At 58.6% G+C, this 26,508-nt stretch carries 24 protein-coding genes; 9 read left to right on the forward strand and 15 right to left on the reverse strand.

Features of this window, described 5'->3' with window-relative positions:
- Nucleotides 1-60: 60 nt before the first annotated feature.
- The 5 genes from ABIE59_RS09700 to ABIE59_RS09720 form a co-directional block, all read right to left on the reverse strand.
- Complete coding sequence (locus tag ABIE59_RS09700; RefSeq protein WP_502915346.1) at nucleotides 61-1,062, reverse strand: L,D-transpeptidase family protein; 1,002 nt, start codon at nucleotides 1,060-1,062, stop codon at nucleotides 61-63.
- A 98-nt stretch (nucleotides 1,063-1,160) separates the two neighbouring features.
- Nucleotides 1,161-1,730: a TMEM165/GDT1 family protein gene (locus tag ABIE59_RS09705; RefSeq protein ID WP_354446418.1), complete on the reverse strand. Its 570-nt coding sequence runs from the start codon at nucleotides 1,728-1,730 to the stop codon at nucleotides 1,161-1,163.
- A 236-nt stretch (nucleotides 1,731-1,966) separates the two neighbouring features.
- Nucleotides 1,967-3,358, reverse strand: a complete 1,392-nt coding sequence (locus tag ABIE59_RS09710; RefSeq protein WP_354446420.1) for an MDR family MFS transporter — start codon at nucleotides 3,356-3,358, stop codon at nucleotides 1,967-1,969.
- A 3-nt stretch (nucleotides 3,359-3,361) separates the two neighbouring features.
- Nucleotides 3,362-3,787, reverse strand: a complete 426-nt coding sequence (locus tag ABIE59_RS09715; RefSeq protein ID WP_354446422.1) for a MarR family transcriptional regulator — start codon at nucleotides 3,785-3,787, stop codon at nucleotides 3,362-3,364.
- A gap of 162 nt (nucleotides 3,788-3,949) precedes the next feature.
- Nucleotides 3,950-5,233 (reverse strand): MFS transporter, encoded by a 1,284-nt coding sequence (locus ABIE59_RS09720; protein WP_354446424.1) that lies wholly within the window; start codon nucleotides 5,231-5,233, stop codon nucleotides 3,950-3,952.
- A 248-nt stretch (nucleotides 5,234-5,481) separates the two neighbouring features.
- Here ABIE59_RS09720 and ABIE59_RS09725 point away from each other — a divergent pair, with 248 nt between their 5' ends.
- From ABIE59_RS09725 to ABIE59_RS09740, 4 genes are all read left to right on the forward strand, one after another.
- Nucleotides 5,482-6,384, forward strand: coding sequence for a BrxR family helix-turn-helix transcriptional regulator (locus ABIE59_RS09725; protein WP_354446426.1), 903 nt, complete (start codon nucleotides 5,482-5,484; stop codon nucleotides 6,382-6,384).
- A 9-nt stretch (nucleotides 6,385-6,393) separates the two neighbouring features.
- Nucleotides 6,394-8,160 carry an ExeM/NucH family extracellular endonuclease gene (locus ABIE59_RS09730; RefSeq protein WP_354446428.1) on the forward strand — a complete coding sequence of 589 codons (1,767 nt, stop codon included), beginning with the start codon at nucleotides 6,394-6,396 and terminating at the stop codon, nucleotides 8,158-8,160.
- 106 nt (nucleotides 8,161-8,266) lie between these two features.
- Nucleotides 8,267-9,154 carry an alpha/beta fold hydrolase gene (locus ABIE59_RS09735; RefSeq protein WP_354446430.1) on the forward strand — a complete coding sequence of 296 codons (888 nt, stop codon included), beginning with the start codon at nucleotides 8,267-8,269 and terminating at the stop codon, nucleotides 9,152-9,154.
- A gap of 144 nt (nucleotides 9,155-9,298) precedes the next feature.
- Entirely contained in the window at nucleotides 9,299-10,342 is a 1,044-nt protein-coding gene (locus ABIE59_RS09740) for an AraC family transcriptional regulator (protein ID WP_354446432.1), read from the forward strand.
- A gap of 31 nt (nucleotides 10,343-10,373) precedes the next feature.
- Here ABIE59_RS09740 and queE read toward each other — a convergent pair whose 3' ends face one another.
- Together queE and queC are read right to left on the reverse strand one after the other, a co-directional pair.
- On the reverse strand, nucleotides 10,374-11,030 hold the full coding sequence (queE, locus tag ABIE59_RS09745; RefSeq protein ID WP_354446434.1) for a 7-carboxy-7-deazaguanine synthase: 657 nt from the start codon (nucleotides 11,028-11,030) through the stop codon (nucleotides 10,374-10,376).
- Entirely contained in the window at nucleotides 11,030-11,695 is a 666-nt protein-coding gene (gene queC / locus ABIE59_RS09750; RefSeq protein WP_354446436.1) for a 7-cyano-7-deazaguanine synthase QueC, read from the reverse strand. The genes queE and queC overlap by 1 nt, the downstream gene beginning before the upstream one ends.
- Before the next feature lie 150 nt (nucleotides 11,696-11,845).
- Here queC and ABIE59_RS09755 point away from each other — a divergent pair, with 150 nt between their 5' ends.
- Complete coding sequence (locus ABIE59_RS09755) at nucleotides 11,846-12,358, forward strand: 3'-5' exonuclease (protein ID WP_354446438.1); 513 nt, start codon at nucleotides 11,846-11,848, stop codon at nucleotides 12,356-12,358.
- Here the strand turns inward: ABIE59_RS09755 and ABIE59_RS09760 are convergent.
- Nucleotides 12,327-12,563, reverse strand: coding sequence for a hypothetical protein (locus ABIE59_RS09760; protein ID WP_354446440.1), 237 nt, complete (start codon nucleotides 12,561-12,563; stop codon nucleotides 12,327-12,329). The two genes, ABIE59_RS09755 and ABIE59_RS09760, sit on opposite strands and share 32 nt — an antisense overlap.
- A gap of 570 nt (nucleotides 12,564-13,133) precedes the next feature.
- Here ABIE59_RS09760 and ABIE59_RS09765 point away from each other — a divergent pair.
- Complete coding sequence (locus ABIE59_RS09765; RefSeq protein WP_058092894.1) at nucleotides 13,134-13,406, forward strand: hypothetical protein; 273 nt, start codon at nucleotides 13,134-13,136, stop codon at nucleotides 13,404-13,406.
- Nucleotides 13,407-13,431: 25 nt separating this feature from the next.
- On the opposite strand, the gene ABIE59_RS09770 is transcribed toward ABIE59_RS09765, so the two are convergent.
- From ABIE59_RS09770 to ABIE59_RS09780, 3 genes are read right to left on the reverse strand one after another with little or no spacing between them, the layout of a single operon-like run.
- Nucleotides 13,432-13,845 carry a response regulator gene (locus tag ABIE59_RS09770; RefSeq protein WP_354446442.1) on the reverse strand — a complete coding sequence of 138 codons (414 nt, stop codon included), beginning with the start codon at nucleotides 13,843-13,845 and terminating at the stop codon, nucleotides 13,432-13,434.
- A gap of 27 nt (nucleotides 13,846-13,872) precedes the next feature.
- On the reverse strand, nucleotides 13,873-14,418 hold the full coding sequence (locus ABIE59_RS09775; RefSeq protein WP_354446444.1) for a hypothetical protein: 546 nt from the start codon (nucleotides 14,416-14,418) through the stop codon (nucleotides 13,873-13,875).
- Nucleotides 14,411-17,953 carry a 7TM diverse intracellular signaling domain-containing protein gene (locus tag ABIE59_RS09780; protein WP_502915342.1) on the reverse strand — a complete coding sequence of 1,181 codons (3,543 nt, stop codon included), beginning with the start codon at nucleotides 17,951-17,953 and terminating at the stop codon, nucleotides 14,411-14,413. The genes ABIE59_RS09775 and ABIE59_RS09780 overlap by 8 nt, the downstream gene beginning before the upstream one ends.
- 164 nt (nucleotides 17,954-18,117) lie before the next feature.
- Between ABIE59_RS09780 and ABIE59_RS09785 the strand changes: the two genes are divergently transcribed.
- Complete coding sequence (locus ABIE59_RS09785; RefSeq protein WP_354446445.1) at nucleotides 18,118-19,131, forward strand: hypothetical protein; 1,014 nt, start codon at nucleotides 18,118-18,120, stop codon at nucleotides 19,129-19,131.
- Between the two features lie 2 nt (nucleotides 19,132-19,133).
- On the opposite strand, the gene ABIE59_RS09790 is transcribed toward ABIE59_RS09785, so the two are convergent.
- The 3 genes from ABIE59_RS09790 to ABIE59_RS09800 form a co-directional block, all read right to left on the reverse strand.
- Complete coding sequence (locus ABIE59_RS09790) at nucleotides 19,134-19,361, reverse strand: hypothetical protein (RefSeq protein ID WP_058092899.1); 228 nt, start codon at nucleotides 19,359-19,361, stop codon at nucleotides 19,134-19,136.
- A gap of 107 nt (nucleotides 19,362-19,468) precedes the next feature.
- Nucleotides 19,469-20,755, reverse strand: a complete 1,287-nt coding sequence (locus ABIE59_RS09795) for a serine hydrolase domain-containing protein (protein ID WP_354446446.1) — start codon at nucleotides 20,753-20,755, stop codon at nucleotides 19,469-19,471.
- A 75-nt stretch (nucleotides 20,756-20,830) separates the two neighbouring features.
- The gene (locus ABIE59_RS09800) at nucleotides 20,831-22,051 is read right to left on the reverse strand and encodes a sensor domain-containing diguanylate cyclase (protein ID WP_354446448.1); all 1,221 of its coding nucleotides are present in this window, start codon (nucleotides 22,049-22,051) and stop codon (nucleotides 20,831-20,833) included.
- A gap of 244 nt (nucleotides 22,052-22,295) precedes the next feature.
- Between ABIE59_RS09800 and ybaK the strand changes: the two genes are divergently transcribed.
- The gene (ybaK, locus tag ABIE59_RS09805) at nucleotides 22,296-22,766 is read left to right on the forward strand and encodes a Cys-tRNA(Pro) deacylase (RefSeq protein ID WP_354446450.1); all 471 of its coding nucleotides are present in this window, start codon (nucleotides 22,296-22,298) and stop codon (nucleotides 22,764-22,766) included.
- Between the two features lie 4 nt (nucleotides 22,767-22,770).
- Nucleotides 22,771-23,964: a cation:proton antiporter gene (locus tag ABIE59_RS09810; RefSeq protein ID WP_354446452.1), complete on the forward strand. Its 1,194-nt coding sequence runs from the start codon at nucleotides 22,771-22,773 to the stop codon at nucleotides 23,962-23,964.
- 76 nt (nucleotides 23,965-24,040) lie between these two features.
- On the opposite strand, the gene ABIE59_RS09815 is transcribed toward ABIE59_RS09810, so the two are convergent.
- Nucleotides 24,041-26,284 carry an NADP-dependent isocitrate dehydrogenase gene (locus tag ABIE59_RS09815; protein WP_354446454.1) on the reverse strand — a complete coding sequence of 748 codons (2,244 nt, stop codon included), beginning with the start codon at nucleotides 26,282-26,284 and terminating at the stop codon, nucleotides 24,041-24,043.
- Nucleotides 26,285-26,508: the final 224 nt, after the last annotated feature.

Below are 26,508 nucleotides of genomic sequence, written 5' to 3' on the forward strand. Positions count from 1 at the left end.
TGCCGTTTGGTTATTATTGGTTGTCGCGGTTCGGGTATTTCAGCAGTGCCGGGCGCAGGGTCAAAAATACAGCTTTTGCTCCGGCTCTGCCGGCTCGTCCGGATTACTTCTCTCCTGTCCCTTATCAGCAGCCATCCGGGTCAGTCGCTCACCGACCATGGTGGGAATGCCGTCAGCCTGATCCACCACCAGCTCGATGGACCGGCGCTGCACTTCTACATCCGGGTGTTGCTGGCGGAACGCTTCCAGTTTGTCCAGAGTCTTGCGCCACAACTGTTCCCGGTCTTCAGGCGAGTAATCTTCATGGGGCCGGTGTACTTCGAGCCACACTTCACCGCCCGACAAGCCCAGTTTGACAGGCTCGCGGATGATCTGCACCGACGTGCCTTTCTGAACCTGATAGACAAACCGGGAGATGTCTTCGTTGTACATACGGAAACAACCGGCACTGACCGGCAGGCCAATACCGAAGCGCTTGTTGGTCCCATGGATTAGATAGCCTTTCTCGCTCAGCATCAGGGCATGAGTGCCAAGCGGGTTGTCCGGGCCGGGCGGAATCATACGCGGCAGGTACTCACCGCGGGCCTCATAGGACGCCCGGATACTGGCCGGTGGATACCAGGCGGGCGACTCCAGAGGCATGGTTACCTCAGCATCGGTCAGCGGTGACGGATTCTCTTCACGCCCAATGCCCACCGGATACACCTGAACGCCATCGCCAGTGAAGTAATAGAGCCGATACTCGGCCAGATTTATCACGATGCCTTCCCGGCGGGCATCCGGCAGCACGTACATACGCGGCAAGGTAATGGTCGTGCCGTCACCGGGTAACCAGGGATCAACACCTGGATTGGCCTTGACCAGCTCCAGATATCCCAGCGCTTCGTCGTGACCAATGGCTGCGAAGGTATCTTCATAACGGGTGGTAAAAACCTGCAACTCTCCCGCCAGATCCCCATTGAGCGCAAATGTCGGCACCCTCGGCGAGCGATCGTTTTCCGCCTGCGCAGCCCCTGACTGCGTTTGGGTCTGGGCAGCATGGACGCCCGGCGCCAGGGACATCAGGCACACCAGAACGGCGGCAAATTTTTTCAACCACATAGTAATCAGTTCCCATAACCATTCATTCCGGCCTCTGCTCTGAAAGACACGGTTCAGAGTCAGGAGTTCACCAGGGTTGTCCAGACTGTCACCACGGCCAGTGCCACAAACAAGACACTGGCGCTGACCCTGGCCGTTGCCAGCGGCATGCGCTCCATCAGCCAGCGCCCGGCCAGAATCACCGGAATATTAGCCAGCAGCATACCCACCGTAGTACCGATGATAACCCATAACGTTTCCGTATACCTTGCTGCGAGAACCACAGTGGCCACCTGGGTTTTATCGCCAATTTCCGCCAGAAAGAACATGACTGTGGTGGCCCAGAATGCGCCCATGCCCAGAAACCGGGACTCCGCACTGTCGTCTTTGTCGGGTATCAACAACCACAGGGCAATGGCCACAAAACTGACCGCCAGAATCCAGGGCAACCAATGGGACGGAATCCAGCTAGCCACCCAGGCACCCAGCCAGGCAGACAGCGCATGATTAAGGACAGTCGCCACCAGAATACCAAGGATGATCGGGGTACGCTTTGCGTATCTGGCAACCAGGAAAAGAGACAGGAGCTGAGTCTTATCGCCAATTTCGGCAATGGCTACGGCAAGGGTTGAAGCGAGAAACGCGTCCATTCGAAGAGACCTCAGGGCGGAAATCGTCAGACATGAGACAGCCCACCTTCCGCCCATTGGAGGTGATCTGCCTCAGGTCTTGCCAATTCCATGATCAATCACGGAACACGGTAGCCATGGAGATTGAGCCCCAAGTATGTTGACTACCGTCCACTTCTGTCACCCAGAAGCAGAGGCTACTCCCCCGAAGTTGGCGGCATACTAATGTATCCCGCCATAAATGGCAACCAGCCCCCTTATACCCTCATTTTCCAGACCGGCACCGCCGCCAGCGCCACAAACACCGCAACCAGCCACCAGGCCGCCTCGAAGGCAGCAGCCGTAGGCACGCTGCCCTGGTGTTCACCGAACTCGATGGTCAACGCCACCACGTTCACCCCCAGGGCACCGCCCAGCTGACGGGCGAAATTGATGGTGCTGGAACCGGCCCCCAGCTGTTCCTTCGGCAGCGGATTAAGCGCACCGGTGGACAGGGCCGGCAACATGAAGCCGATGCCCACCCGGCCCAGCACCGCCCAGAACGCCAACCAGCCAAATCCAGAATGTTGACCAGTCAGGGCAAACAGCACCGCAGACAGGGCAAAAACCCCGATCCCGAACAACACCAGGCTGCGAGCGCTGCGTTTGTCTGCCAGCCGGCCCGACAGGGGAAAAACCATGCCTAACACTACCCCGGCGGGCAGCATCAGCAAGCCGGCCTCCGTGGCCGAAAAGCCCTGTGTGGTCTGAACGAACAGAGGAATCAGGTAAGTTGATCCGAAGAGTGCCAGCCCCAATGCCATGGCGCCCAGCGTCGCGAACAGAAACACCGGCTGGCGTAACAGCACAAGGTTGACCAGGGGATGCTTCGCCGTGCGCTCCCGGAACACAAAGGCGATCAGCAGACCCAGAGATAACACCCACTGCATCAGAATTCGCTGTTCCTGGCCTGGCCAGGCCTGCATGCGGGTCAGGGTATCCAGGGTCAGGGCAATGGTTGCCCCAAGCAGCAACAAACCGGTCAGGTCAAAGGGATAGTGTGCCGGCCGGGAGCGGGGCAGCGGCAGAAACCGCCAGGCCATCCATACCCCAAGGAGTGTGACCGGTGCTGGCGCAAACATCACGTAACGCCAGTTGAACTGGTCCACCAAGAAGCCACCGAGCACCGGCCCCAGCGCGGGCGCCAGAATCACCCCCATGCCATAAATACCCATGACCTGGCCACGCCGGTCCGCCGGAAAGATCCGGAACACCAGGTACATGCCCATGGGTTGCATCAGCCCCGCCATCGCGCCTTGGCCTATTCGGGCGGCAACCAACTGTTCGGGAGATTCGGCAAAACCGCCGACGAGAGAGATAACAGTGAACACCGCCATGGCTACGCCCAGGGTCAGGCGAACGCCAAAACGGTCCAGCAACCACGCTGATGCCAGCATGGTCGTGGTCATGGCGGCGATGAAGCCGGTGGCCAGCCAGTGCACCTGCCCCTGGCGAATGCCAAACTCCATCATGATGTCATGGAGTGCGACATTCACCACTGTGGCGCTGAGCACCGTAGCCATGGTACCCAGCACAACAGTCACAACCGCCAGCCAGCGCCAGCGCTCGCCATAACGGGCCGTCAGCCCCTCAACAGAATTATCGCTCAAGCGTTACTTCTGCTTTTCAGCATTATCCATGATCTTGTGGAACACTTTCAGGGCGCACTCAATTTCCTTGTCTGTAACACCTTCCAGCATCTCTTCGCGCAGCAACGCAGCCCGCTCAGACAACTCTTCCATAAATTCAGCGCCGGCCTTGGTCAGGTGCAAGCGGCGGGCCCGCCGATCATTTGGGCAGGGGCGCCGCTCAATCAGTTCCTGCTGCTCCAGGCTGTCGAGCAACCTCACCAGGGTAGGGTTCTCAATGGCCATCAGACTGGCCAGCTCGCGCTGGGTAAGGCCCTCGCCACCCTGCTGCAGGTACACCATGGTGCTCCAGCGAGCCTGTGTGACCCCCAAGTCTTTCAGCCGCTCGTCGAGCATCTTGCGCCAGCGGCGGGTAACCCGGGCAACGGCAAATGGGAATTGATCTCTCATGGTTAAACACTCCTGATGGTGATCCGGCATGGGACAAGCAAACGCCACCCCGAAAACCGAGAAAACACTTACCTTATTGGAAATTCACCAATAGTAAGCTAACCATTGGAATAAAAACAGATATGAGGATGAAAATATAATTGGGGAAAACCGAAAGTCGCGTCAGCCGGCCTGGCGCAACTCCTCCTGCATTTCTTCCACCTCCACAGATTCATGGAATTCGGTATTCCGGGGATCCATTTCGGCCAATACCGGAGAGGCCTCCGGCATAGTGGGCACAAAGTGCTCCTGCTCCTCAACAGGCACATCGTCGGTGTGGCTGATCCGGTAACTGGTGATGACCGCCAGCAGTAACAGGAAGCCGGCATTGCCATAGAACAGACCGGCCGGCCCCAGCAGGTTGATCAGCTCGGCCATCGTGATTGGCCCAATGACACTGCCAATGCCATAACTCAGCAGCAGGGTAGAACTGGCGGCGACGATTTTATTGCTTTCCATTCGATCATTGGTGATTGCCACCGCAACCGGGTAGATCGTTGCGGATAACCCGGTAAACAGCCCAACCAACAACGTCAATAACGGAAGACTGGCGGCGCCAAACACCGCAACACCCACCGCTGAAGCAGCCGCAAACAGCGCAATCCAGAACATTACCCGGCGCCGATCGAAGCGATCACACAAGCGCCCAAGCGGCCAAGCCAGCAGCATGGCCGCTACAATGGCACTGGCCATGAAGGTTGAGGTGCGAGCTACGTCCAGGCCCACCAGGGTTGCGTACACCGGCCCCAGGGCATAGAAGCCGCCAATCAGAACGCCACAGATCAGGGCGCCGGCAACACCGGAAAAAGACTCCCGGGCCAGCTTGAACACTGACATCCGATGCACCTGCTCAATCACTGGCGCTTCCATCCGGGTCAGAGACAACGGGATCAGGGCAACGGTCAGAAGAATTGCCGCGAGCGAGAACGGCAGGAAGCTGGCCGGGTCGCCGACGTTGACGATCAACTGCCCGCCAGCGGCAGACAGATAGAAAACAATCTGGTAAACGGCAAACAAGGCACCCCGGTTAGCGTTGGTGGCCCGACTGGAGAACCAGCTTTCGATCACCACCAGAACACCGGCAATACTAAAGCCCGACAGCACGCGCAACACCGCCCAGAAAATCATCGACACCGCCATCGGATACATCAGCGAGACCACCGCCGCCATCGCCGCAAACACCGCAAAGGCACGAATATGGCCAACCCGCCCAATGATCTTGTGGACGTACAGGGTGCCAAGGACAAAACCGATGGAATAGCAAACCAGTACCCAGCCAATGACATCGGGAGAGACCTCCTCAATGCTCAGGCGAATACCCAGCAGCGTCATCAGAAACGCATTGCCACTGACCAGCAACACAATGCTGAGGATCAGCGCCGAAAGGGAGGTGACCATTCGGGTCATGAGTGGCTCCGGGTATTGGGTTACATCAGGGTGACAGTATAGAAAAGATAGCAACGTTATCGGTCGCCTGCTGGCGGGTATTTAAACAGCCATCGCCAAACGACTCCACTAAGCAGTTGCCGAGACCCTGAACCCAACAGTGGCGCGGCATTTGACAATGTTTTACATTAATGGGCCGTAACAGAACCTGATAGCCGTAGCGGGTAACATAAACGGCAAGCTACTTATCGGACCATGAGCGCCTGGTTATGAAGAAAACGGACTGGCCCATTCGCTGGGATTTACTGCTTCGCTATCGACTGATTGAAATCATCGCCTTGTGGGAAGGACGCCTGACCACCAATCATATCTGCCACAGCTTTGGCATCGGTCGTCAGCAGGCATCAAAGGATATCAACACCTACCTGCGGGAACTGGCTCCCGGCAATCTGATTTACGACCGGCACCTGAAAGGCTATGTACCGGCAGCCGGTTTCAAACCGGTGGTTACCCGGGGCCAGGTTAGCGAGTATCAAGACCTGCTTGCGCGGCAACAGAGCCTGAGCGACACGTTTTCTGACCTGGAGCTTGGGCTGCCGGGCAACGCCGTCATCCCGGAACCCTCCCGGCGCATCGCCCCGGAAACCATGCGGGCGGTGGTTAACGCTACCCGTTATCACCGCCAGCTCAAGGCCAGTTACGTGTCCCTGAGCCGACCGGAAGCCGCCGACAGCCTGCTGGAGCCGCATTCACTGGTATGCACTGGTAACAGCTGGCATGTGCGGGCCTGGTGCAATGCCAACCGTGAATTCCGGGATTTCGCCCTGAGCCGTTTTCAGGGCCAGCCGGAGGCACTCCGGCAGAAATCCAGGCACGCCGCGCAGCAGGATGAAGACTGGCAACGCCTGGTTACCCTGGAGATCGCACCTGATCAGCGCCTGACCGAGGCGCAACAACAGATCATTGCCAACGACTACGGTATGGAACAGGGCTACCTCAGCATCGAAACCCGCGCAGCGTTGGCGCCCTATGTCCTGTCCCGTCTCGGCATCACCTTTGACAATAGCCACCCGGACCCACTGGTGCAGCAGCTGGAACTGGCCAACCCGGACCAGCTTGGCTTTGGCAGCAAGCGCGAACGGGCACTCAAAGCGGTGGCCGGTCTCTGCTAGACTGGCCCGGTGACGATACTTTCCAGACTTCTGCTCAACGCCACCCTCGGCCTGGCTACCACGCTCTGCGCCCCGACGCAGGCAGTGGCCGAGGGGTGTGGCGCGCCAGCCACTGCCATCCACGCCATTCAGGGTAGCGGCTCTGCTTCGCCCGTGGTCGGGCAAACGGTCACCGTCGAAGGCATCCTCACCCAGGACAGTCGCCATAAAGGTGGTTTTGGTGGTTTCTACCTGCAACAGGCTGACACTGAAACGGACCAGAACCCGGCCACCTCCGAAGCCCTGTTCATCTACACACGCCAGGCAGCAGGCAAGCCCGGCCAGCGCCTGCGACTGACCGGGACCGTCAAGGAATATCATGGTCTGACGGAGCTGGTGGATGTCGGCAAGCTGACAGTCTGCGGCGACGGCAAGCTGCCGCAGCCCATCGAGGTGTCACTGCCATGGTCACAACCACCGGAAAGTCTGGAGAACATGCGGGTTCGCTTTACCACCCCGCTGACCATCATTGATCACTACAACCTTGCCCTTTATGGCGAGCTTACCCTGGCCGCTCAGGATCAAGTCATTCCGACGGAATACCTGGCACCTGGGCCGACGGCCGTCAGGCAGGCCAGATATAACCATCAACACCGAGTGCTTCTGGACGACGGCATGGCCATGCGCAATCCCGATCCCGTGCCCTGGCCACCTGGCGGACTTGATGGAAAGAACACGGTGCGCGCCGGCGATACCGTCTCTCAACTGCAGGGCATCCTCGATTTCCGCTTCGGCCAGTGGCGCGTCCAGCCAGACAGGCAGCCGGTTTTCAACGCCAGCAACAAGCGCCCGCAACCACCCGGAAAGCCGGATGACGCCCACCTGCGGATAATCACGCTGAACCTGGAGAACTACTTCAACGGCAACGGCCAGGGTGCGGGCTTTCCCACTGCCCGCGGTGCCGAGAGCCTGGCCGCCTTCCAGGAACAGAGCCAGCGGCTGCTGGCGGCCCTCACCCTGCCAGACCCGGACATACTGGCGGTCACCGAACTTGAAAACGACGGCTACGGCCCGAACAGCGCCCTTGCCGAGTTGGTCCGGCAACTCGGGGCAGACTGGCAGTATGTATCGACGCCCGGCGATGACGGCTCCGACGCCATTCGCAGCGCCCTGTTATACCGGTCAGACCGGGTAACCCCTGTTGGCGAAGCCCGCCGGCAGCCATCAGAGCCTATGGGCAGGCCGCCCCTGGCCCAGATGTTCCAGGCCCGGCACGGCGACCAGGCCGTTCGCATCGTAGTGACGCACCTGAAATCGAAATCCTGCCGCAATGCCAGCGGCAAAGATTCCGATCAGAAAGACGGCCAGGGCTGTTTCAATCATCGGCGTAGCCAGGCTACCGAAACCATGCTCGACTGGCTTGGCTCACTTCCGGCACCGGCCACACTCGCCGGTACTTTGATCACCGGCGACCTCAACAGCTACGCCCAGGAAGACCCGGTGCAGGTGCTTTATCGCCGAGGCTTTACCAGTCTGGTGCACCACTTCCATCCCTGCCGGCAAGACCAGTGTCCACACCACAGTTACCGGTACCGGGGAGAAAAAGGCACCCTCGACTATGCCCTGGCCTCCGCCAGCCTGCTGCCCCATGTCACCCACGCCCAGACATGGAACATCAACGCCGATGAACCCCGAGCCCTGGGCTATAACCAGCAACCCCGGCTATCCGTCAGCGGCCCCTGGCGCTCGTCGGATCACAACCCGGTGATCACGGATATCCGGCTGCCGTCGCCTTGAGGCCGGTTGCCGCGCAGACGCTGGATCAGGGCGGTCAGGCAATAGCACCCAACCACAGGGGCGGTAAACTGGATTCCGGATTTACCATCAAGAGGTTGTCGTATCCATGAAAGTCCCGACCCCAAACCTATGGCCGGCTGCTCGCACCGGACAACGCTGGTTGCTGCGCGCCAAACGACAGGAAGCCATTGTCGACGGCCACCGCATGGTTTTTCTGGAACGTGGCAAGCCGGCCCCCGGGCGGCCAACCCTGGTGCTGATTCACGGCTTTGCTGCCATGAAAGAAAACTGGGCTTTCTGGATGCAGAAACTCCCTTCCGATTGGCACCTGCTGGTTCCTGATGTACCCGGCCTGGGGGAAAGCCAGTACCACGCTGACGCCTGCTATCGTTATGAAAGCCAGGCACGACGGCTGAGTGAATGGCTATCCGGCTATGTCACAGACAACCTGCACATTGCCGGCAGTTCCATGGGGGGTGCCATCGCCTCGGTTCTGGCCCACAAGCTGGAACGGCCTCCACGGTCACTGACGCTGCTCAACAGTGCCGGCATCCCGGAACACGCAGACGTGGATATTGATGCGCCCTTCGAGTCTGATCGCGATGCCCTTCTGATCCCGCAGGACTGGGCCGGGGTCTACCGCATGTTCAACAGCGTTGGCACCGGCAAACCGACGTTACCCGGCCTGGCCATGGCCGGGCTACTGGGCCCGGACCTGCTCAACCGCAGGCAGTCGCTGCGGCACATCTTCAATGACATGCTCGCCGACGCCCTGGCGCCGGCCAGATACCTCGGCCCGGGCACACCGCCGCTGCAGGTACAGTGGGGAGAGAAAGACGTCATCACCCCCACCCGTTGTGTTAACTGGTTCAAGACCGCCACCCCCGATGCCGATGTGCATGTGTTCCGGGGCGTTGGCCACCTGCCCATGCTTGAAAACCCTGCCCGCTCCGCCAAGGTTCTGGAGACGTTCATCCGCCGCTACAGCCATTGATATGACCGGCCAGAGAGCTGCTTAATTGGCCTCTCTGGCCCATTGACCCGTCAATCAAGTCATGGGGCTGGCCCCGGCAAACGGTCATAATCAGCAATACTGAACACCCTTACATAACAAGAACAGTCGCTGACGAGGAAACCCATGCGCGCCTCAGTTTCTACTGCACAGGATCTGGGCATGCCGGCCATCTACCTGCATACCCTGGCCGAATTGCTGCACACCATTGGAGTGGACGAAAGGGATCTCATTCTTCGGGTCGGTCTTGACCCCACCCGCCTGAATTCGACCGAAGTAAGGGTCAGCCAGGCCCAGGCCAGCGAGTTCGTCACCCGCGCCATCATCGAGAGTGGCGAGCCGGGCCTCGGCATCATGCTTGCCCGGGAACTCAAGCTACCCCTGCATGGGGCCTTGGGAACCGCGGTCATGAGCAGCCGAACCCTGGAAGAAGCACTGGAACTGATGACCCGCTACCTGACACTGCGAGCGCCTCACCTGAAGGTGCAGAAGCGGGTATCCGGTCAGAACGCCTGGTACAACGTGACCTGCGACATCGAACTTGGGCCACTCCAGGGCTTTGTACTGGATGCGGTTCTTTTCGGATGCGTGACCATGGGTGCCCAGTTGACCGGCACCCTGGTGCCGGGCACTCGGGTGCTCCGGCGCGGACCAGAGCCCAACCATTTCCACCGTTTCCGTAACCGCATCGGGGTGCCGGTGGAGTATGGCGCTACCGAGAACGCGCTGATCGTGCCCGTCAGCCAGCTTTCCATGCCGGTGCAATTCAGCGACGACCAGCTGGCCGCGAGCTCCCGGGCTCAGTGTGAAGAAGCCCTCAAACAGCTGAAGGAAGATGCTGGCTTTGCCTGCCGGGTTCGTCGGGTCATCGAGACCAGCCATCCGTTCCCGCCGAAACTGGCGCGGGTAGCAGCAACTTTGTTTGTGTCTGAGCGCACATTGAAACGTCGCCTTCAGGAAGAAGAGGCCAGCTTCCAGCAACTGGTGGACCAGGTTCGCCTTGAGAGGGCCAAGGAACTGCTGGAGAACACCGGCATGAACCTGAGCCAGATTGCCGACGCCCTGGGCTATGCCGACGCCGCCAACTTCACCCGAGCCTTCAAGCGATGGACCGGGTTGAGCCCCAGTCATTTCCGAACTCGCGAAATAGCCCTGCGCCGGAGTGCCTGAAGTTCGCCTGGGATGTCATCCGGGCACTGCCTTAATCAATGCCCAGAATCTTGTGCATTTGGAGGGTCAGGCGCCATTGCGGATGCGCCAGGCAGTAATCAGTCGCTTTGCGGGTGTTGCTGCGCTTGACCGGGTCATCCCCCTGATCCGGCACAGACGGCGATGCCATTGGTGACAGAAAATAGTGCCTTGCCAGGATACCCAGGAACTGTTCAGGCTGGGCCAGTGGCTGGGGATAGACCAGTTTGAGTTCGTCGCACTCGGTAATCACCACTTCGGCATCGGCTTTCGGGCTGACACACAACCAGTCAATGCCTTCCGGCGCCGGCAGCGTGCCGTTGGTTTCGACCCCCACCTCGAAGCCGGCAGCATGAAAGGCGTCAATCAACGGCTTGTCGAGTTGCAGTAAAGGCTCCCCCCCGGTACAGACCACGTAGGGCCGGCCCGGAGCCTCGGGCCAAAGTTTCCGGATATGCTCGGCCAGCTCCGCGGCAGTCTCAAAACGCCCGCCATTCTGGCCGTCGGTACCGACAAAGTCGGTATCGCAAAAGTTGCAGACAGCCGTCGCCCGATCCTTCTCCCGGCCGGTCCACAGATTGCATTTACTGAACCGGCAGAACACCGCTGCCCGGCCCGCCTGGGCACCTTCTCCCTGCAAAGTGTAGAACGCTTCCTTTACCCGATACATCAGGCGTCACTCTCGTAGGCCAGGGGGTCTTTCAGGCCATGGGCGGCAAACGCCTCCAGCCGTTCAACGCACGAGCCGCAGCGGCCGCAGGCCAGCGCCCGGCCGTTGTAGCAGGTCCAGGTCTGACTGTAATCGAGGCCCAGCTTCAAGCCTTCGGCCAGTATGTCGCCCTTGTCGAGCGCCATAAAGGGCGCCTCAACCGCCACCGGCTCATAATTGGCCACCCGACACACCGCATCCATTTTCTCGATAAATTCCGGCCGGCAGTCCGGGTAAATTGCGTGATCGCCGCCATGGGCACCAAACCAGACCGCCTGCGCACCGGCCGTGACAGCGTAGCCGGTGGCCAGTGATAGCAGGATCATGTTTCGGTTAGGCACCACCGTCGACTTCATGCTGGCTTCCTGATAATGCCCTTCCGGCACCTCGATGTCTGAGGTCAGTGACGAACCGGCCATGACTTCACTCATGGCACGGATATCAATCACCTTGTGGGGAATACCCTCCGCCTGACACACGGCAGCCGCCGCCTCCAACTCCCGCACATGACGCTGACCATAGTTGAACGACAGAGCATGGACCTTGTGACCACGGGCCCGGGCCAGGTGGAGCAGGGTAAAGGAGTCCATGCCCCCGGAATAGATAACGACAACGGTGTCAGTCATGGGGTTATCACCAGGAATAGAAGGGGATTTGTCATTGGGCTTTTACGAACCATGGCTATATTGTAACAGCGCCAGAGCCGCTTGGGTTCGCGTCATGGGAAGATCAGGGGTAAACTCGATGGAAAACGACAAACAGCCAGCAACGATTCAATGAACTCAGACAGCAGCCCGGCATTCATCGACTTTGAAGCATCCAGTCTTGATCTGATCGCAAGTTATCCGATCGAGGTGGGCGTGTGCATGCCCGACGGCAGCCTGCACAGTTGGCTGATTCGGCCACACGTGCTTTGGCAGGACTGGTCTGAGAGTGCGGAAACCATACACGGCATTTCCCGTGCAAGGCTGGAGCAGGAAGGCACGCCGGTAGGGGAAGTTGCCCGGGCGCTGAACAGACTGTTGCCAGACCAGATCTTCTGCGACGCCTGGACCTTTGACAGCTTCTGGCTGCACCGGCTGTTCCGGGCTGCCGGCGAAACCCCGGATTTTCAGCTTGAATCAGTATCCATGCTGCTGAACCCGGCCCAGGTGCGGCAGTGGTCGGGCACCCGCCAACAGGTCATCGCCGATCTGGGACTACCGGTTCACCGGGCCGCTAACGACGCGCTGATCCTGCATAAAACCTGGGAGCGGGTTATTTGCCAGGGCGAAGCCGCAGTACAATAACTTCCAGGCCGTCACGGGCAGTGTGCAGCGTCCAGTAGGTGGCCAGGGCCATGAGGGCCGCGCCCACTACGGTAAACGACAGATTCTCTCCAACCACCTGCCTTTGGGCCATCATCAGATAAATGGCGACAGCGACAATCAACGCAAGCTCAATCATGAAATCAGAACGGAATTTGTTCCGGGCAGATCCGGGTTCTTCGGGCATTTTCTTCGGTTTCAACCTCTGGGTTTCAGATAATTCAAGGCAGTAAGTTAGTGTACGAATTATCACAAAAACGGCCTCAAGAGGCTGTACGAACTAGTGGCTACGAACTAACCGAAACCACCCTGGACTGCCAATCTACGGGCAAAAAAAACGCAGCCAAACTGGCTGCGTAGAAAGGAGAGATCCATTCGATACCTGATACGGTGGTACCGCGGATTGCACAACGTAAAAACACGTGACGGTGGGAATTATCCTGATCGGCCTTCGCCACGTCTGTACGGGTTTGCCGAATTGCCAGGGCTATTGCAAACCGGCCAATTGCCTATACACTGGTAGCTGAACCGAATCCAAAGAGCTGATATGACCCGGATGATTACCAAGACCACCGCTTACTCCGCCACCGGTTGCCGTCAAGGGCAGTCAGTGCGCGTTATGGTGAAAGACATCTAACGGCTTTCGGTCAGTCCCGGGAGCCATTGCAGCGACCGGGGCAGCTTCTCTGCCAAACCCCGGTTGCCTCAGGCCCCGGGGTTTTTGTTTTTGCAGCCGCAAAACGACAAGGAGAACATCATGAGAAGACATCCGACAACCCGTGCAGCCAATCAGCCGATCAGCAATCGCCAGGCTCCGATCAAGCGCCCGGAAAAGCTGCCGCTACTGGATGCGATTTGCAAGAAACTGAATCAGCGCGTCAATCTGGATGACGAGCAGCGGGTGCTGGGTCTGTATGAACGAGGCTGGATTTTCAAAGGGGTTCTGAGCAATCTGGATGGCTCTGAAGCACGTTATGTGCGCGCCCTGGCCACCCGCTACAACTCCTGGATTGCCCGCCAGGTCGCCTGATTGCGATGACGCTGGACTGAACCGGTCAGTGGCGCCGGTTCAGTCCCTGCATCATTGCCATATCACCGCCATGCACGATGGCGTAGTTATTCACTACATCGTGAATTTTTTCCTGGGAGTAGGGCTTGACCACATAGCCATTGGCACCGGCACTGATCGCCCTTTGAATGCTTTCAATGGAGTCATCGGCGGTGACCAGCACAATATGCTGATCTTCCCGAATCTGTTTGAACCGCGTCATCAGCTCATGGCCGTCGCCATCCGGCAGGCCCAGGTCCAGCAGGACAATATGGTATTCACTGGCATCAAAGGCCGCCCGGGCCGAAGCGGCATCCGCACATTCAGCCACCTGGGTAGCTCCCGCCTTATAAAGCATCTGCGCCAATCGCTCCCGCATCACGGGTTCGTCTTCCACCACCAGTATTCTCAGGTCCGTCATCCGTTGTCTCCTCTGCTATCCAGCCCATCAGTAACCATCGTTGCCTGTTCGCCTGGGTAAATCCAGCGGCGCCGGCCTCGGCCGGCCATCCTGTGGTGGTGAATTGCCCTCAGATTCACCCGCGCGAGATTGGCCCTGATTGGTGCGCACCAGAATGTTCGCGATACTCACCGCCGTGGTGTACAGGGAAATAGCCACAATCAGCAACACCGGCTGGACAAACGCCACAAATCCCGGGACCTGTGCGTTGGCTGTGATACTCAGTATCAGAATGATCGCAGGGCCCAGAACGACAAACAGCGTCAAGGCAATAAAGAACACAATACGCTCTTTGTAACGCCCAAGCTCTCGATTGGTCACCAGACCAAGAACAAACTTTCCGATGGCCAGCCCCGCCAGTATCGCCGCCGCGATGCTCAGGTCCGGGCGCATCAGCGTCTGGTACAGATTGCCATCCCACAACCGTTGCATGGCAATCACCAGAAACGGAAACAGCACGAACAGTACGTCGGCGTAGGTACCGTACATCATGCTGAGGGAATACTGTTCCTGTTGCTGTCGGTTTTCAGTCATTGGCCTGTTCCTGTGTTGTTTCCCGCTCATCCGGCGCTCCCTGCAACGCACGTTCAATCATCTCATCCAGAGTTCTCAGCTCTTTGCCGATTCGCGCCCAATCCGGTGGATCTTCCCGCAGCCGGCTTTCCAGGCTGCTCGCCTGACGTGTCATCAAAGGGTAACCCATGGCGCCGGCAGTACCTTTGATCTGATGGCTTTCCATCTGCAACGCGCTCGCATCCATGGCCCGGAAAGCCAATCGCATGCGCTCCCGCCGATCCTCAAGCCCAGCGAGAAACCGGGGCACCAGGTGCGCCATATCATCCGGGGTGACCACTGAGTCCGACGACGCCACCAGATACCGCTCCAGAATGGTTTGCAAATGCGCCTGATCGATCGGTTTGTTCAGCACCCCATCGCAACCCGCCGCCAGCAGTGCGTCGTTCTCAGCCTGATCCCCGGCTGTGAAGGCGATGATCGGGCGGCGGAAACCGGCCTGACGCAGTAGGCGGGTGGCGGCGACACCGTCCATTTCCGGCATGTGACGGTCCATCAGGACAAGATGCACGGTATCGGCCAGGGCCAGCCGAACGGCCAGATCGCCGCTGGCAACCGGAACCGGTTCGACACCAAAACGCCGCAGCATTCGCTCAACCAGCAGGCGATTGTCATCGTTGTCTTCGGCAACCAGAACCTTACCTGAGAACTGACGGGTATCGCCCTGATAGCCCTCAGGGCAGACCCTCAGATACCGGGCAAGAACCTCGTAGAAACGCTGTTTGTCGATGGGCTTGGCCAAGTGTTCATTACAACCCGCCAGCCGGTACTCAGCAATGTCTTCGGTCATTACATTGGCCGTCAGTGCGATGATGGGGGTGTTCACCCCGGCTTCTCTCAATGCCTGAGTGGCGTCCCGGCCGTTCATGACCGGCATCTGGATATCCATCAGAATCAGATCGAAACGTTCCCGGCTGGCCAACTCCAACGCCTCGGCTCCGTTGCTGACATGCACCAGCTCGGCACCGGTCCTGTCAACCAGCATGGATACCAGCCGGCGATTCACATCGTTATCTTCAGCACACAGAATGCGACCCTCGAGCCTGGGCGCCAGCACCGTAGCAATACCCCGTCGGCGCTGGTTCAACTCCGAGGCGTCACGCAGAAAATGAACGTCGGCAAGGTCGCCGGTGCGAATGCAGACGTCAAACTCACTGCCCTCACCGTAGGTACTGGATACCCGGATACTGCCGCCAAGCAACTCGGCCAACCGGCGGGAAATACTCAGACCCAATCCGGTGCCACCGTATTGCCGGGAGATGGCCGAGCTGCCCTGGGCAAAGGGATCAAACAGACGCTCCAGTTGCTCCGGCTTCATGCCGATGCCGGTATCCACAACCCGGGCGCAGAGGGTTTCGGCTTCTCGGTCACAGCGCAAAATCAGAGAAATTGTTCCTTTTTCGGTGAATTTAAGCGCATTTCCACACAGGTTAATGATGATCTGCCGAAACCGGGTTGGGTCGGTCAGAATCTGCTCGGGCAGGGGAAAGTCGCAGATGATGGTGAATTCCAGGCCCTTTTCCCGGGCCCGGGGTTCGAAAAAGGCGCGAATCTCATCCAGCAAATCCGGCAGCATGACCGGTACCACATCGACATCCAGCTTGTTGGCATCGATCTTTGAATGGTCGAGGATATCATTAACCAGCTCCAACAGATGCCGGCCACTGCGCACGACCGTCTCGGCACTGCTGCGTTTTTCACGTTCATCCAGATCCGGGTCCAGCAGGGTTTCGCCATACCCGATAATGGCCGCCAGCGGTGTCCGGATTTCGTGGCTCATGTTGGCAAGGAACTGGCTCTTGGCCTGGGCTGAATTTCGGGCCAACTCTTTCTCCAGGCGCTCTTGCTCCCGCTCTCGCTCGATCCTCTGGCGCTGGTGGCTCTCAGTTGCGTCAACACAGGTACCTTCAAGATGCAGCGGCTCACCATCCAGATCATAGGCGGTGTGCAACGAGATGGTAGCCCAGCGCTCAACACCACTGCGGGTGAAATAGCGGGCTTCAATGCCCTTGACCATGCCCCGGACTTCCAGTTGCTCTACCACCAGGCGCCGCAGCCGGTCATCGGCAATGCAGGTTTCCAGCACATCCGGGTTGTCCTCCAGTAATTCGCGGCTGTTGCTGTAGCCCAGCAACTCGGCCATCGCCGGGTTGGCGGTGACAAAGCGCCGGTCGGGCGACATCTGGAAGACCCCTTCGATGGCGTTATCAAACAGCGACTGGTAGCGCTGGAGATTGGCCAGTGCCCTTTGGTTCCAGGCCAGCGCTTCGCCCTGCACCTGTTTGATGCGATCGGCAAGGGCAAAGGAAAACAGAATGATCTGGGCCACTAACCCAAACTGGGGTGCATAGGTGGTGAAGGTGTTCAGCGGCAGGTAACCCATGACCGTCAGGGCATAGATCCCGAAGCCAATCAGCGCCATGGTCCAGGCAAAGAAATAGGACCGTGCCGCGGGGTTGTAATAACGCCACGACAGGTAACTGACCACGATCAGGATCAAGCTTAACAGAATGGACCCCACCACAATCCATTCCATCGCCACGGAGTAGGGCATAAAGAAAGACAATACAAAGGTGGCCGTCACCGAATACAGGCACAGGCGGATGATCTGGTCCAGGTCCGGGGAACGCTGTTGGGTCTCGAGCAGCGAGCGAGCCATCAGCAACCCGAAAAACCAGGTCAGGATGATCTGAAAATGCAGGTAGGCCTTGTCCAGAATCGGTGGCCGGTTATCCAGTAACTGCACCCCGTGAACCTGTTCTGTGGCAATAAACACGGCCGCGCACACCAGGTACAGCACGTAATAGATGTTGCTGCGTTCCCGCACCGACACGGCAACAAACAGGTTGTAGGCGAGGATGGCCAGGATGGCCCCCAACAGCACCCCCCTGACCGCTTCATCAATAGAGACCTTTTCAATATAGCTATCCGGGTGCCAGAGCGTTACCGGCAGCCGGAAGGTATTGGAGGTGGTGGTTCGCAGATACACGGTGGTGGTGGCGTCGGGCAGCAACTGCAGGCGAAAGGTCGGGTTGGGCACGGCCAGATCCCGGTCATCCCAGTTGTCCAGGTAGCCGGCCCGGCGCTGTTCAACCACCCGACCGTCACGCACCACATACAGCCAGACTTCATCCACCAGTGGCAGCGCCAGTTCCAGTATCCAGTTGTTTGCAACCTGGCTGCCCCGGGTGGTCAGGTCAAAACGGGTCCAGTAGGCAGAGTCGGTATAACCGAAATTAAGCACGCCCCCCCGGTGCAGGCTGAACTGCTCCTCCGGCATGGCCAGGATGTCGTCAATGACCAGCTCATGGCCGGCATCTTCCAGATACCAGATACAGCCATCGAGATTACGCACACTGCTGGTCGTACTGTCCAGCACCACCGACCCGGCAGGACAGGCGCTTTTCGCCTGCACCAGAGATGGCAGGCAAACAACAACCAGCATCAACAGGGCGACGAGCACCCGGTTGAGCGTTTCGGAAAACCGTTGCTGCAAAATGTGATCTCCGCGCGGGTAGCTGCGTGCTTTATCGTTTATTGTCAGCACAAGTCACTTTAGCCTTTCACCCGTTTTTTCGCACCCCGGGGCCACCTGAAATGAGACATTCCTGCCTTTTTGTTGCCGTTTCCCTGTCCGTCCTTACCCTGTCGGGGTGCCGGATGGAAAGCACCGGTTCCTCCGCGTTCAACCCGGCAACCAATGTTGACCTGGTGTTCTCAACCTTTGATCTGACCAACACCGAGCAGGCACCGGATACCCTCAGCTTCACCCGGTTCAGCGATTTCTACCAGGGCATACAACCCACTGGCGATGACGCAGACAACGAGGACCATCTGGCTACGGTGGAAGAAATCCGGCGGCATATCGATATTTTCATCGGAGCACAGCCAAGCGACACCGGCCAGGACTATACCCGGGTGCGTAACCCGCTGGACCTGATGAACCAGGTAATCAGCGTGGGCGGTATTACCAACTTTGATGAAGGCCGGCGCTATATCCGGGATCGTATCGCGCTGTCCCAGGCCGGCAACTACAACACCCGAAGTGCCGGTGCCCGTATCCGCTTTACCGACCAGGCAGCGTCCTTCAGTCTACAGCCCCTGAACGACTACGAATGGAATTACCAGACCCTCGATTGGCGATATCTGCCCGAGGGTCCCGAAGGCAGCGAACTTACCGAAAAGGTCTATCGGACCATTCAGTATGTGGCCCGGAGCGTCAACGATGATGTCAGGGAAGAGCAGCCGGAGCTGCTGAGCGTGCTGGCCGGTTCCCGCTTTGACGCCTTGCAGTTTGTTGCCAGTGGCTACAACCAGCCGGAGTATGCCACCGCCGATTACGTCAGCCGGAATCACGGGGGCATCGAGCTACGGCAAACGTTTGTAACCGACGCTCAGCTCGACACGCTGTTTATCAAGAATACCGAGCAGACGGTTCTTAACCTGGACCGATATGAAGAAAACAACACCACCCCTGACTGCCTGCGGGTGGAGATCAACTACGCCATGGATACCGTGCATATCTACACCTCGGATGGCGTGCCAGCCAGAAGGCCTGTCGACGGTTCGGAAGACGAGGATAGAACGGAACAGAATCCCGATAACTGCGTCAATCAGTCCGAAGACCAGGCCATCACCTTCTGGAGCGCGGCGTCTGCCTCAACCCGCAAATAGGCTCACAGATCCCAGTTCTGCAGGAAGCCTTTCTTCCGGCTGATCATCCGCTCGTAGGTGGAAATCATGATGGCCGCATGGGGGGCTTTGGTCAGGCGCAGGGTTTCGATACGGCGTTCCAGGCGTTGGACCTCGTCGCATACCTGCTGTTGTACATGGCTGCGTACGCTGTCGTGCTGGTCCAGCTTGACGCGCTGAAGTTCAGGCGGGGGAAGTTCCGGTTTATCCATGGTGCCTCATCCTTTGAGTCTATTGAATCGTCCATTTCACTCCGCAGATTGTGCAGAACTGTCAGACAAAGTGCAATTAGAATGAACAAGGTTTCACTTTTACTGACTCAGGCAGCCACCAATCTCCGTTTGTTCTCCGGCAACACCGGAAACTGCCTGCACACAGTATAAACAAATCTGGCCAGGGCCGGTAAGTGATGACCCACTATCGGAAACCCGGTGTTGAGCAGGCTCACGGAAATATCCCGGGCCGGGTCCGCCCAACACAACTTGTTGATCAGACCTACATGGCCAAAGGCATAACGGCTCTGCTGCCCCCAGAGTCCTACCGGGTTGCCGCCCAGCATCATGCCAGCACTGAAGCGCATGGGGATCATCATGGTGCGGTCTATCTGCAGCGAACCGAACTGTTGTATGGCACGACGGATGGTTAATTCACTGCAAATTCGCTGACCGTTCCAGACCCCGCCATTGAGCATCATCTGGAAGAACCGGCCCATTTCCTCCGCGGTGCCACAGAGATTACCGGCGGGTATGACCGCCTCCTGGAAGCGCGGGTCGTTGGTGACTTTCTCCACCGTGCGAATGTCGCCGCCCAGGGCCCGGCTGACAATCCACGACAGCGGAAACATCGGGGTCGGGCCGGTAGCGTAATTGGTAGCCAGTTCGTGCAGATTCTCCGGGGCGATTCCGTAAGTGAACCACTTCATACCCATGGGTTTGCGCAGGTACCGGTCCAGATAATTTTCGATGGTATCGCCAGTGACCTTCTCCAACACCCGCTGCAACACAAAGCCACCGGTAATGGCGTGGTACGCCACTTTCGCGCCGTCCACCTCGACCGGTTTGGCAGCGCACAGCAGGCGCCAGATTTCGTCACGCTCCCAGAGTACGTCTATGGGAGTCTCACGGGGAATCGCCGGAATACCGCCCCGGTGCGAGAGGATCTGGTGCACGGTGATGGTCCGTTTGCCGTTCTTGGCAAACTCCGGGCAGTAGTAGGAAACCGGGTCCATCAGGTTGACCAGGCCCTGCTCTGCGAGCATATGCATCAACAGCGCCGTCACCGCCTTGGAGGCGGAGAAGTAGCAGATCGGGGTTTCCGTGGTCATCGGCAGCCTTGGCAGAGCGGCGGGATCATGGGGCCCGTTGCCTCGGGTATGGCCTATGGCACCATGCAGCACCTGCTCACCCCGGTAGCGCAGTGACAGCTGGATTCCCGGGTGCACACCGGTCCGGTACAAGCCCTCCACACTGCGCCATACCGATTCCACTGCGTCCTGTGGTAAACCAGCCCGTTCCGGGTGTTCGGTGTCACGGTTGCGGAAAGTGACAGAAGTCAGGTCTTCCGGAATATCGCAGGTGTGCAGTGCGCGGCGGGCGAGTGAATGCATAACGGACGCCTTTTATCGTTATTGGTGACGGACCCCTCGGGGGCACTTGCCGGAGGGCGCAACTTTCAGCCCTTATTAGGTTTCATTATGAACCGGCTCGATCGGCTTCGCCATCGCTACACAGTTGCGACCCTGCATTTTGGCCTGATACATCGCCTTGTCTGCAGCACCACAGAGTGACTCCAGGCTATGACCATGTACCGGGTACACCGCTACACCAACACTGATGGTCAGCGGAATGGAGTGGCCGGATGCCAACGGGATCGGCTTGTTACTGACCCGCTGGCGCAGCCGCTCAGCGGTATCCCACGCGCCCTCAATGTCCATTTCCGGCATGACAATAACAAACTCCTCACCGCCGAACCGGCCGACGGCATCGACACTCCGAACACTGTCTTCCAGGGTTCGGCTGACCGAGCAGAGCACCGAATCACCGGCTGCGTGGCCCCAGCTGTCATTGATGTCCTTGAAGTGGTCAAAATCAATCCATAACAGCGCCATCGGGCGCTCATAACGGCTGGCCCGCTCAAGCTCTTCCTCCAAGACCCTGGAGAATTCCCGCCGATTGAGCAGGCCGGTTAGAGGATCCCGGGTGGCCATCTGCTCCAGTTCGGTTTCCAGCTCTTTACGGTCAGAGATATCCAGCACTATGCCTTCAAGGTAGACGCTGCCGTCTTCGTGCTCGACACCGCAGCCCCGCTCCCAGACCCACACCTTGCGGCCGTCTTTGCGGGTAATGGCATACTCCAGGGAAAAGGACTTACCTTTTCGCAATGCAATGGCGACCTCTTCGGCCACCTGTTCGATTGCGTCCGGGTCCATCAGGGCAGCGTAGCTGACCAGTTTGTTGTTGATCAGCTCGTCCGGCAGGTAGCCGGTCAGCTGCTCACAGCCGCCGGAGACGAACAGCATGGTCCAGCTGTCGTCATTCCGGCAACGGTAAGCCATGCCCGGCAAGTTATCCATCAACACCCGTAGCTGCTGTTCGCGCTGGCGCAACGCCCGCCTCTGGTCCCGCTGGAGTGACAGCAACAACCGATCCTTGCTGAGCAGGCGCAGGATAACGACAAACAACACCAGCCCGGTAACAGCCACAAACAGAAAACCTTTCCAGGTCTGCATGGCGGACAGGGACCGGGGATCAGGAAACCAGATCTCCACTATCCGGTCGGAAAAGGTGATCCAGATGATGCCTGCCACCAGATACACCATAGCGGCCGACAGTGCACGACGAAAAGGGCTTTGACTGCCACTCCAGTTGGTTTCTTTCCCTCGATCCGGTTGTTCAGGTTGCATATCCTTCCTTTCGACTTGAGAGGCTGTCCTATAGGAAAAGTAGACAGTTTCACACCCCGAGTCGAGATATGGCTGCATTTTCCAGGTGATTCCGAAAAACGAAACGTGACACACAGTATCTTTAGGAAAGTGCCATGATTCAACTGCCACTGTGCCGGGCTATTGGCCGGTGACCTCCAAGGGATGACGTTACCGGCGGCGCATGCTTTAATTCTTCCCACCATGGAGCAACAGGGCAATCTGCATGACCCCGGGAATTCTTGCGGCCAAAAAAGCCAATGTCAGCTACACCGTGCATGAGTACGAACATGACCCGGCGACCGACAGTTACGGTAACGAAGCCGCCGAGAGGATGGGAGTGGAGCCGAACCGGGTGTTCAAAACTCTGGTGGTCAACGTCGATGGCAAGGAACTGGCGGTTGGGGTTGTACCGGTAACCAGCATGCTCAGCCTGAAGATGATCGCCAAAGCGGCGCAGGCCAAGAAAGCGGTAATGGCCGATAAACAGGACGTTCAGCGCAGCACCGGTTACGTGCTGGGTGGCGTAAGCCCACTGGGCCAGAAAAAACCGCTGAAAACCTTCATTGACCAGTCCGCCAGGCAGTACAACACGATCTTCGTGAGTGCCGGCAAGCGGGGCCTGGAAATTGAACTGTCTGCCGATGACCTGGCTCGCCTGACCCAAGCCCGATTCGCTCCATTGCAGCAGGAGTGAGGAGGTGAACCAGGCCAGCGATCTGATCCTCATCGGTACCACCCTGCTGCTGGCACTTGCAGCCCACGCCGTGGGCCAGAAAGTACATGTGCCACGAGTGACCCTGCTGCTGTTGTTGGGCGCCCTGGCTGGCCCGGATTTGCTTGATCTGCTGCCCGATAACGCCGACCAGAGCTTTAGCCTGATCACCCAGTTGACCCTGGCGATGGTCGGCTTTCTACTGGGTGAACGGATGTCAGCCCGGGATCTGAAGCAGAGTAAGGAAGCCCTGATTGTCAGTCTGGCCGTCACTTGTCTGACCGCCGTGGCGGTGATCCTGGCGGTCTGGGCCGTGACCGGTAATCTGCCGGCAGCGTTGCTGTTAGGCGGCATTGCCACCGCCACCGCACCGGCAGCAACCCTCGATGTCCTGCGTGAAGCAGGCGCCAACGGCCCGCTGACCCGGCTGGTGTTCCAGGTGGTCGCCATCGACGACGCCTGGGGCGCCATTCTGTTCAGCCTCCTGTTAGTGGCAGCCGGTCTGTTGCTGGGGAACAGTGACCTGAGCGGCGCCACGGCCATGCTTCATGGGCTTTGGGAAGTGGCAGGCTCTGTGCTGCTTGGCCTGGCGCTCGGTTTCCCAATGGCTTGGCTGACCGGACGGCTCCGGCCCGGTGAACCCATGCTGCTGGAATCCGCCGGGTTTGTCTTTGTAGCGGCTGGGCTGGCCAGCTGGCTTGGTCTTTCGTACCTGCTGACCTGCATGGCTCTGGGAATTGTGGTAGCAAACCGCGCGCGCCATCACGTTCGCCCGTTCCGTTCTATTGAGGGCATTTCCGAGCCCTTTCTGGCGCTGTTTTTCTTCATGGCCGGATACCAGCTCGACTGGCTGGCATTACCTACCCTCGGTGCTCTGGGCCTGGCCTATGTACTGGCCCGCATTGGCGGTCGCCTGGCCGGTGGTTACCTGGGGGGCCTGCTCGCCGGCTCCGCTCCGGAAACCCGGCATCGCATCGGCGCCTGCCTGATGCCCCAGGCCGGCGTCGCCCTCGGCCTGGCCCTCGTAGCCACCGAGCGGCTGCCGGAGCTGGGCTACATTCTCCCCCTGGTGATTGGTGCCACCGTGGTATTCGAGCTGATTGGCCCTCCGCTGACACTGCTTCAGTTGCGCAAGGCCGGCGAAACCGGACAAGGCTACCAGGAAGATCCTGACGAATAAAAAAACCCGGTGAGCCTCAAGCACACCGGGTTTTCGGGATTCATGCCGGGCCCATGGCCCGGCTGAAATGCTGGCCTTACTTCACGGAATCCCGTGCATCGGCCAGGATCTTGTTCAGGGTGGCGCTTGGCTGCATCACCTCGCATACCTTCTCCATGGGCGGGTGGTAATAACCACCAATATCCGCCGGATGGCCCTGCACCACGGTCATTTCTTCCAGGATCTTGTCCTTGTTCTCTTCCAGCTGCTTGGACAGCTTGGCAAAGAACTCTTTCAGCTCTTTGTCGTCATCCTGTTTTGACAGCTCTTCCGCCCAGTAACGGGCCAGGTGGAAGTGGGAACCCCGGTTGTCCAGCTCACCTGTGACGCGGGACGGAGACTGGTTATTTTCCAGCAGGCGCTCGGTGGCCTTGTCCAGAGTCTGGCCCAGCAGACGGGCACGCTGGTTGTCCTGTTTCTCACCCAGCTCGTCCAGAGACACCGCCGTGGCGAGGAATTCACCCAGGGAATCCCAGCGCAGGTGGTTCTCCTGAATCAGCTGCTGTACGTGCTTCGGCGCAGAACCGCCAGCACCGGTCTCGTACAGGCCACCGCCGTTCAGCAACGGTACGATAGACAGCATCTTGGCACTGGTACCCAGTTCCAGAATCGGGAACAGGTCGGTCAGGTAATCCCGCAGCACGTTGCCGGTTACGGAAATGGTGTCCAGGCCACGAATCAGACGCTCCATGGTCCAGCGGATGGCGCGAACCGGAGACTTGATATAAATCTCCAGACCTTCGGTGTCATGCTCTTTCAGGTAGGTCTCGACCTTCTTGATCAGCTCCGCGTCGTGCGCGCGCTCGTCGTCCAGCCAGAACACTGCAGGGGTGTTGCTGGAGCGGGCACGGTTAACCGCCAGCTTGACCCAGTCGCGGATCGGCAGGTCTTTGGTCTGGCAGGCGCGCCAGATGTCGCCTTCTTCAACCTTGTGCTCGGTCAGTACGGTGCCGTCTTCGGCCACCACACGCACAATGCCGTCTTCCTTCATTTCGAAGGTCTTATCGTGGGAGCCGTACTCTTCGGCTTTCTGCGCCATCAGGCCCACATTCGGTACGGTACCCATGGTGGTGGGGTCAAACGCGCCGTGGGTCTTACAGAAGTTGATCACTTCCTGATAGATGGTGGCGTAGGTGGACTCCGGCATCACCGCCTTGGTGTCCTTCAGCTTGCCGTCTCGGGCCCACATCTTGCCGGAGTTACGAATCATCGCCGGCATGGAGGCATCAACAATGACGTCGCTCGGTACGTGCAGGTTGGTGATGCCTTTCACGGAATCGACCATGGCGATTTCCGGGCGGTGCTCGTAGCACGCGTGCAGGTCTTCCTGGATCTGCTCCTGCTTGGACTCAGGCAGTTGCTTGATCTTCTCGATGACGGAAGACAGGCCGTTGTTCGGGTTAACGCCGATTTCCTTGAACAGGTCGCCGTACTTGTCGAACAGCTCCTTGTAGAAAACCTTCACCGCATGACCAAACACGATCGGGTGGGAGATTTTCATCATGGTGGCTTTGACGTGCAGGGAGAACATCACGCCGGTTTTCTCGCAGTCGGCAATGGCGTCTTCGAAGAACTTCACCAGGGCCTTTTTGCTCATGAACATGCCGTCCAGCACTTCGCCTTCCTGCAACGGCAGGTCGGACTTCAGTACCGTCTGTTTGCCCTGCTTGTTCTCGAACACGATGCGGGCGTTGGTGGCCTTGTCCAGAGTTACAGACTGTTCGCTGGAGTAGAAATCGCCACCGCGCATGTGCGCTACGTGGGTGCGGGACGCCGGGCTCCATTCACCCATGGTGTGGGGAAACTTGCGGGCAAAGGCTTTAACTGCAGCCGGCGCGCGACGATCGGAGTTACCCTCACGCAGTACCGGGTTAACGGCACTACCCAATACTTTGGAGTAACGGGCGTGAATTTCTTTCTCTTCGTCGGTTTCCGGGTGTTCCTTGTACTCCGGAACTTTGTAGCCCTGCTCGTTCAGCTCTTTGATGGCGGCACGGAGCTGGGGAATGGACGCAGAGATGTTCGGAAGTTTGATGATGTTGGCGTCCGGGTCCTTGGTGTACTCACCCAATTCAGCCAGGGCATCCGGAACGCGCTGGTTTTCTTCAAGGTAGTCCGGGAAGCCTGCCAGAATGCGCGCCGCGAGAGAGATATCGCTGGTTTCAAAGTCGATACCAGCCGGCTTGGCAAAGGTTTCCAGGATGGGAAGCAGTGACCGGGTGGCGAGGGCGGGGGCCTCATCGGTCAGTGTGTAGACAATCTTGGCTTTGGATGTTGTCATTTTCGTCCTCAGGCAAATGGGTGGGTTCAGGACGGTCATGGCACGGTCAGGCGTCTTGTGAACGGCTGGTTATGCCAGTGACTGATTCGGAACTTTTGATAGACCTACTAAGATAGCATTTTTTCCAGAATTTTGGTTACGATCTTAGTATAAGAACGGACTAAAAATGCCTGATCTTCGGTTACAGGACGATGAAATGGCGGGAATTTACGAAACTTTCTAAC

Origin of the sequence: Marinobacter sp. MBR-99 (assembly GCF_040547575.1) — a bacterium.
Taxonomy (GTDB): Bacteria; Pseudomonadota; Gammaproteobacteria; order Pseudomonadales; family Oleiphilaceae; genus Marinobacter.

What these genes read in the sequence shown, in the direction of transcription:
- ABIE59_RS09800 (WP_354446448.1), bottom strand. Translation starts at nt 22,051, where the DNA reads ATGCAACCTGAACAACCGGATCGAGGGAAAGAAACCAACTGGAGTGGC.
- ABIE59_RS09775 (WP_354446444.1), bottom strand. Translation starts at nt 14,418, where the DNA reads ATGACTGAAAACCGACAGCAACAGGAACAGTATTCCCTCAGCATGATG.
- ABIE59_RS09705 (WP_354446418.1), bottom strand. Translation starts at nt 1,730, where the DNA reads ATGGACGCGTTTCTCGCTTCAACCCTTGCCGTAGCCATTGCCGAAATT.
- ABIE59_RS09815 (WP_354446454.1), bottom strand. Translation starts at nt 26,284, where the DNA reads ATGACAACATCCAAAGCCAAGATTGTCTACACACTGACCGATGAGGCC.
- queE (WP_354446434.1), bottom strand. Translation starts at nt 11,030, where the DNA reads ATGTATCGGGTAAAGGAAGCGTTCTACACTTTGCAGGGAGAAGGTGCC.
- ABIE59_RS09740 (WP_354446432.1), top strand. Translation starts at nt 9,299, where the DNA reads ATGCGCGCCTCAGTTTCTACTGCACAGGATCTGGGCATGCCGGCCATC.
- ABIE59_RS09760 (WP_354446440.1), bottom strand. Translation starts at nt 12,563, where the DNA reads ATGCCCGAAGAACCCGGATCTGCCCGGAACAAATTCCGTTCTGATTTC.
- ABIE59_RS09765 (WP_058092894.1), top strand. Translation starts at nt 13,134, where the DNA reads ATGAGAAGACATCCGACAACCCGTGCAGCCAATCAGCCGATCAGCAAT.
- ABIE59_RS09785 (WP_354446445.1), top strand. Translation starts at nt 18,118, where the DNA reads ATGGAAAGCACCGGTTCCTCCGCGTTCAACCCGGCAACCAATGTTGAC.
- ABIE59_RS09700 (WP_502915346.1), bottom strand. Translation starts at nt 1,062, where the DNA reads ATGTCCCTGGCGCCGGGCGTCCATGCTGCCCAGACCCAAACGCAGTCA.
- ABIE59_RS09715 (WP_354446422.1), bottom strand. Translation starts at nt 3,787, where the DNA reads ATGAGAGATCAATTCCCATTTGCCGTTGCCCGGGTTACCCGCCGCTGG.
- ybaK (WP_354446450.1), top strand. Translation starts at nt 22,296, where the DNA reads ATGACCCCGGGAATTCTTGCGGCCAAAAAAGCCAATGTCAGCTACACC.
- ABIE59_RS09795 (WP_354446446.1), bottom strand. Translation starts at nt 20,755, where the DNA reads ATGCATTCACTCGCCCGCCGCGCACTGCACACCTGCGATATTCCGGAA.
- ABIE59_RS09755 (WP_354446438.1), top strand. Translation starts at nt 11,846, where the DNA reads ATGAACTCAGACAGCAGCCCGGCATTCATCGACTTTGAAGCATCCAGT.
- queC (WP_354446436.1), bottom strand. Translation starts at nt 11,695, where the DNA reads ATGACTGACACCGTTGTCGTTATCTATTCCGGGGGCATGGACTCCTTT.
- ABIE59_RS09725 (WP_354446426.1), top strand. Translation starts at nt 5,482, where the DNA reads ATGAAGAAAACGGACTGGCCCATTCGCTGGGATTTACTGCTTCGCTAT.
- ABIE59_RS09790 (WP_058092899.1), bottom strand. Translation starts at nt 19,361, where the DNA reads ATGGATAAACCGGAACTTCCCCCGCCTGAACTTCAGCGCGTCAAGCTG.
- ABIE59_RS09720 (WP_354446424.1), bottom strand. Translation starts at nt 5,233, where the DNA reads ATGACCCGAATGGTCACCTCCCTTTCGGCGCTGATCCTCAGCATTGTG.
- ABIE59_RS09770 (WP_354446442.1), bottom strand. Translation starts at nt 13,845, where the DNA reads ATGACGGACCTGAGAATACTGGTGGTGGAAGACGAACCCGTGATGCGG.
- ABIE59_RS09735 (WP_354446430.1), top strand. Translation starts at nt 8,267, where the DNA reads ATGAAAGTCCCGACCCCAAACCTATGGCCGGCTGCTCGCACCGGACAA.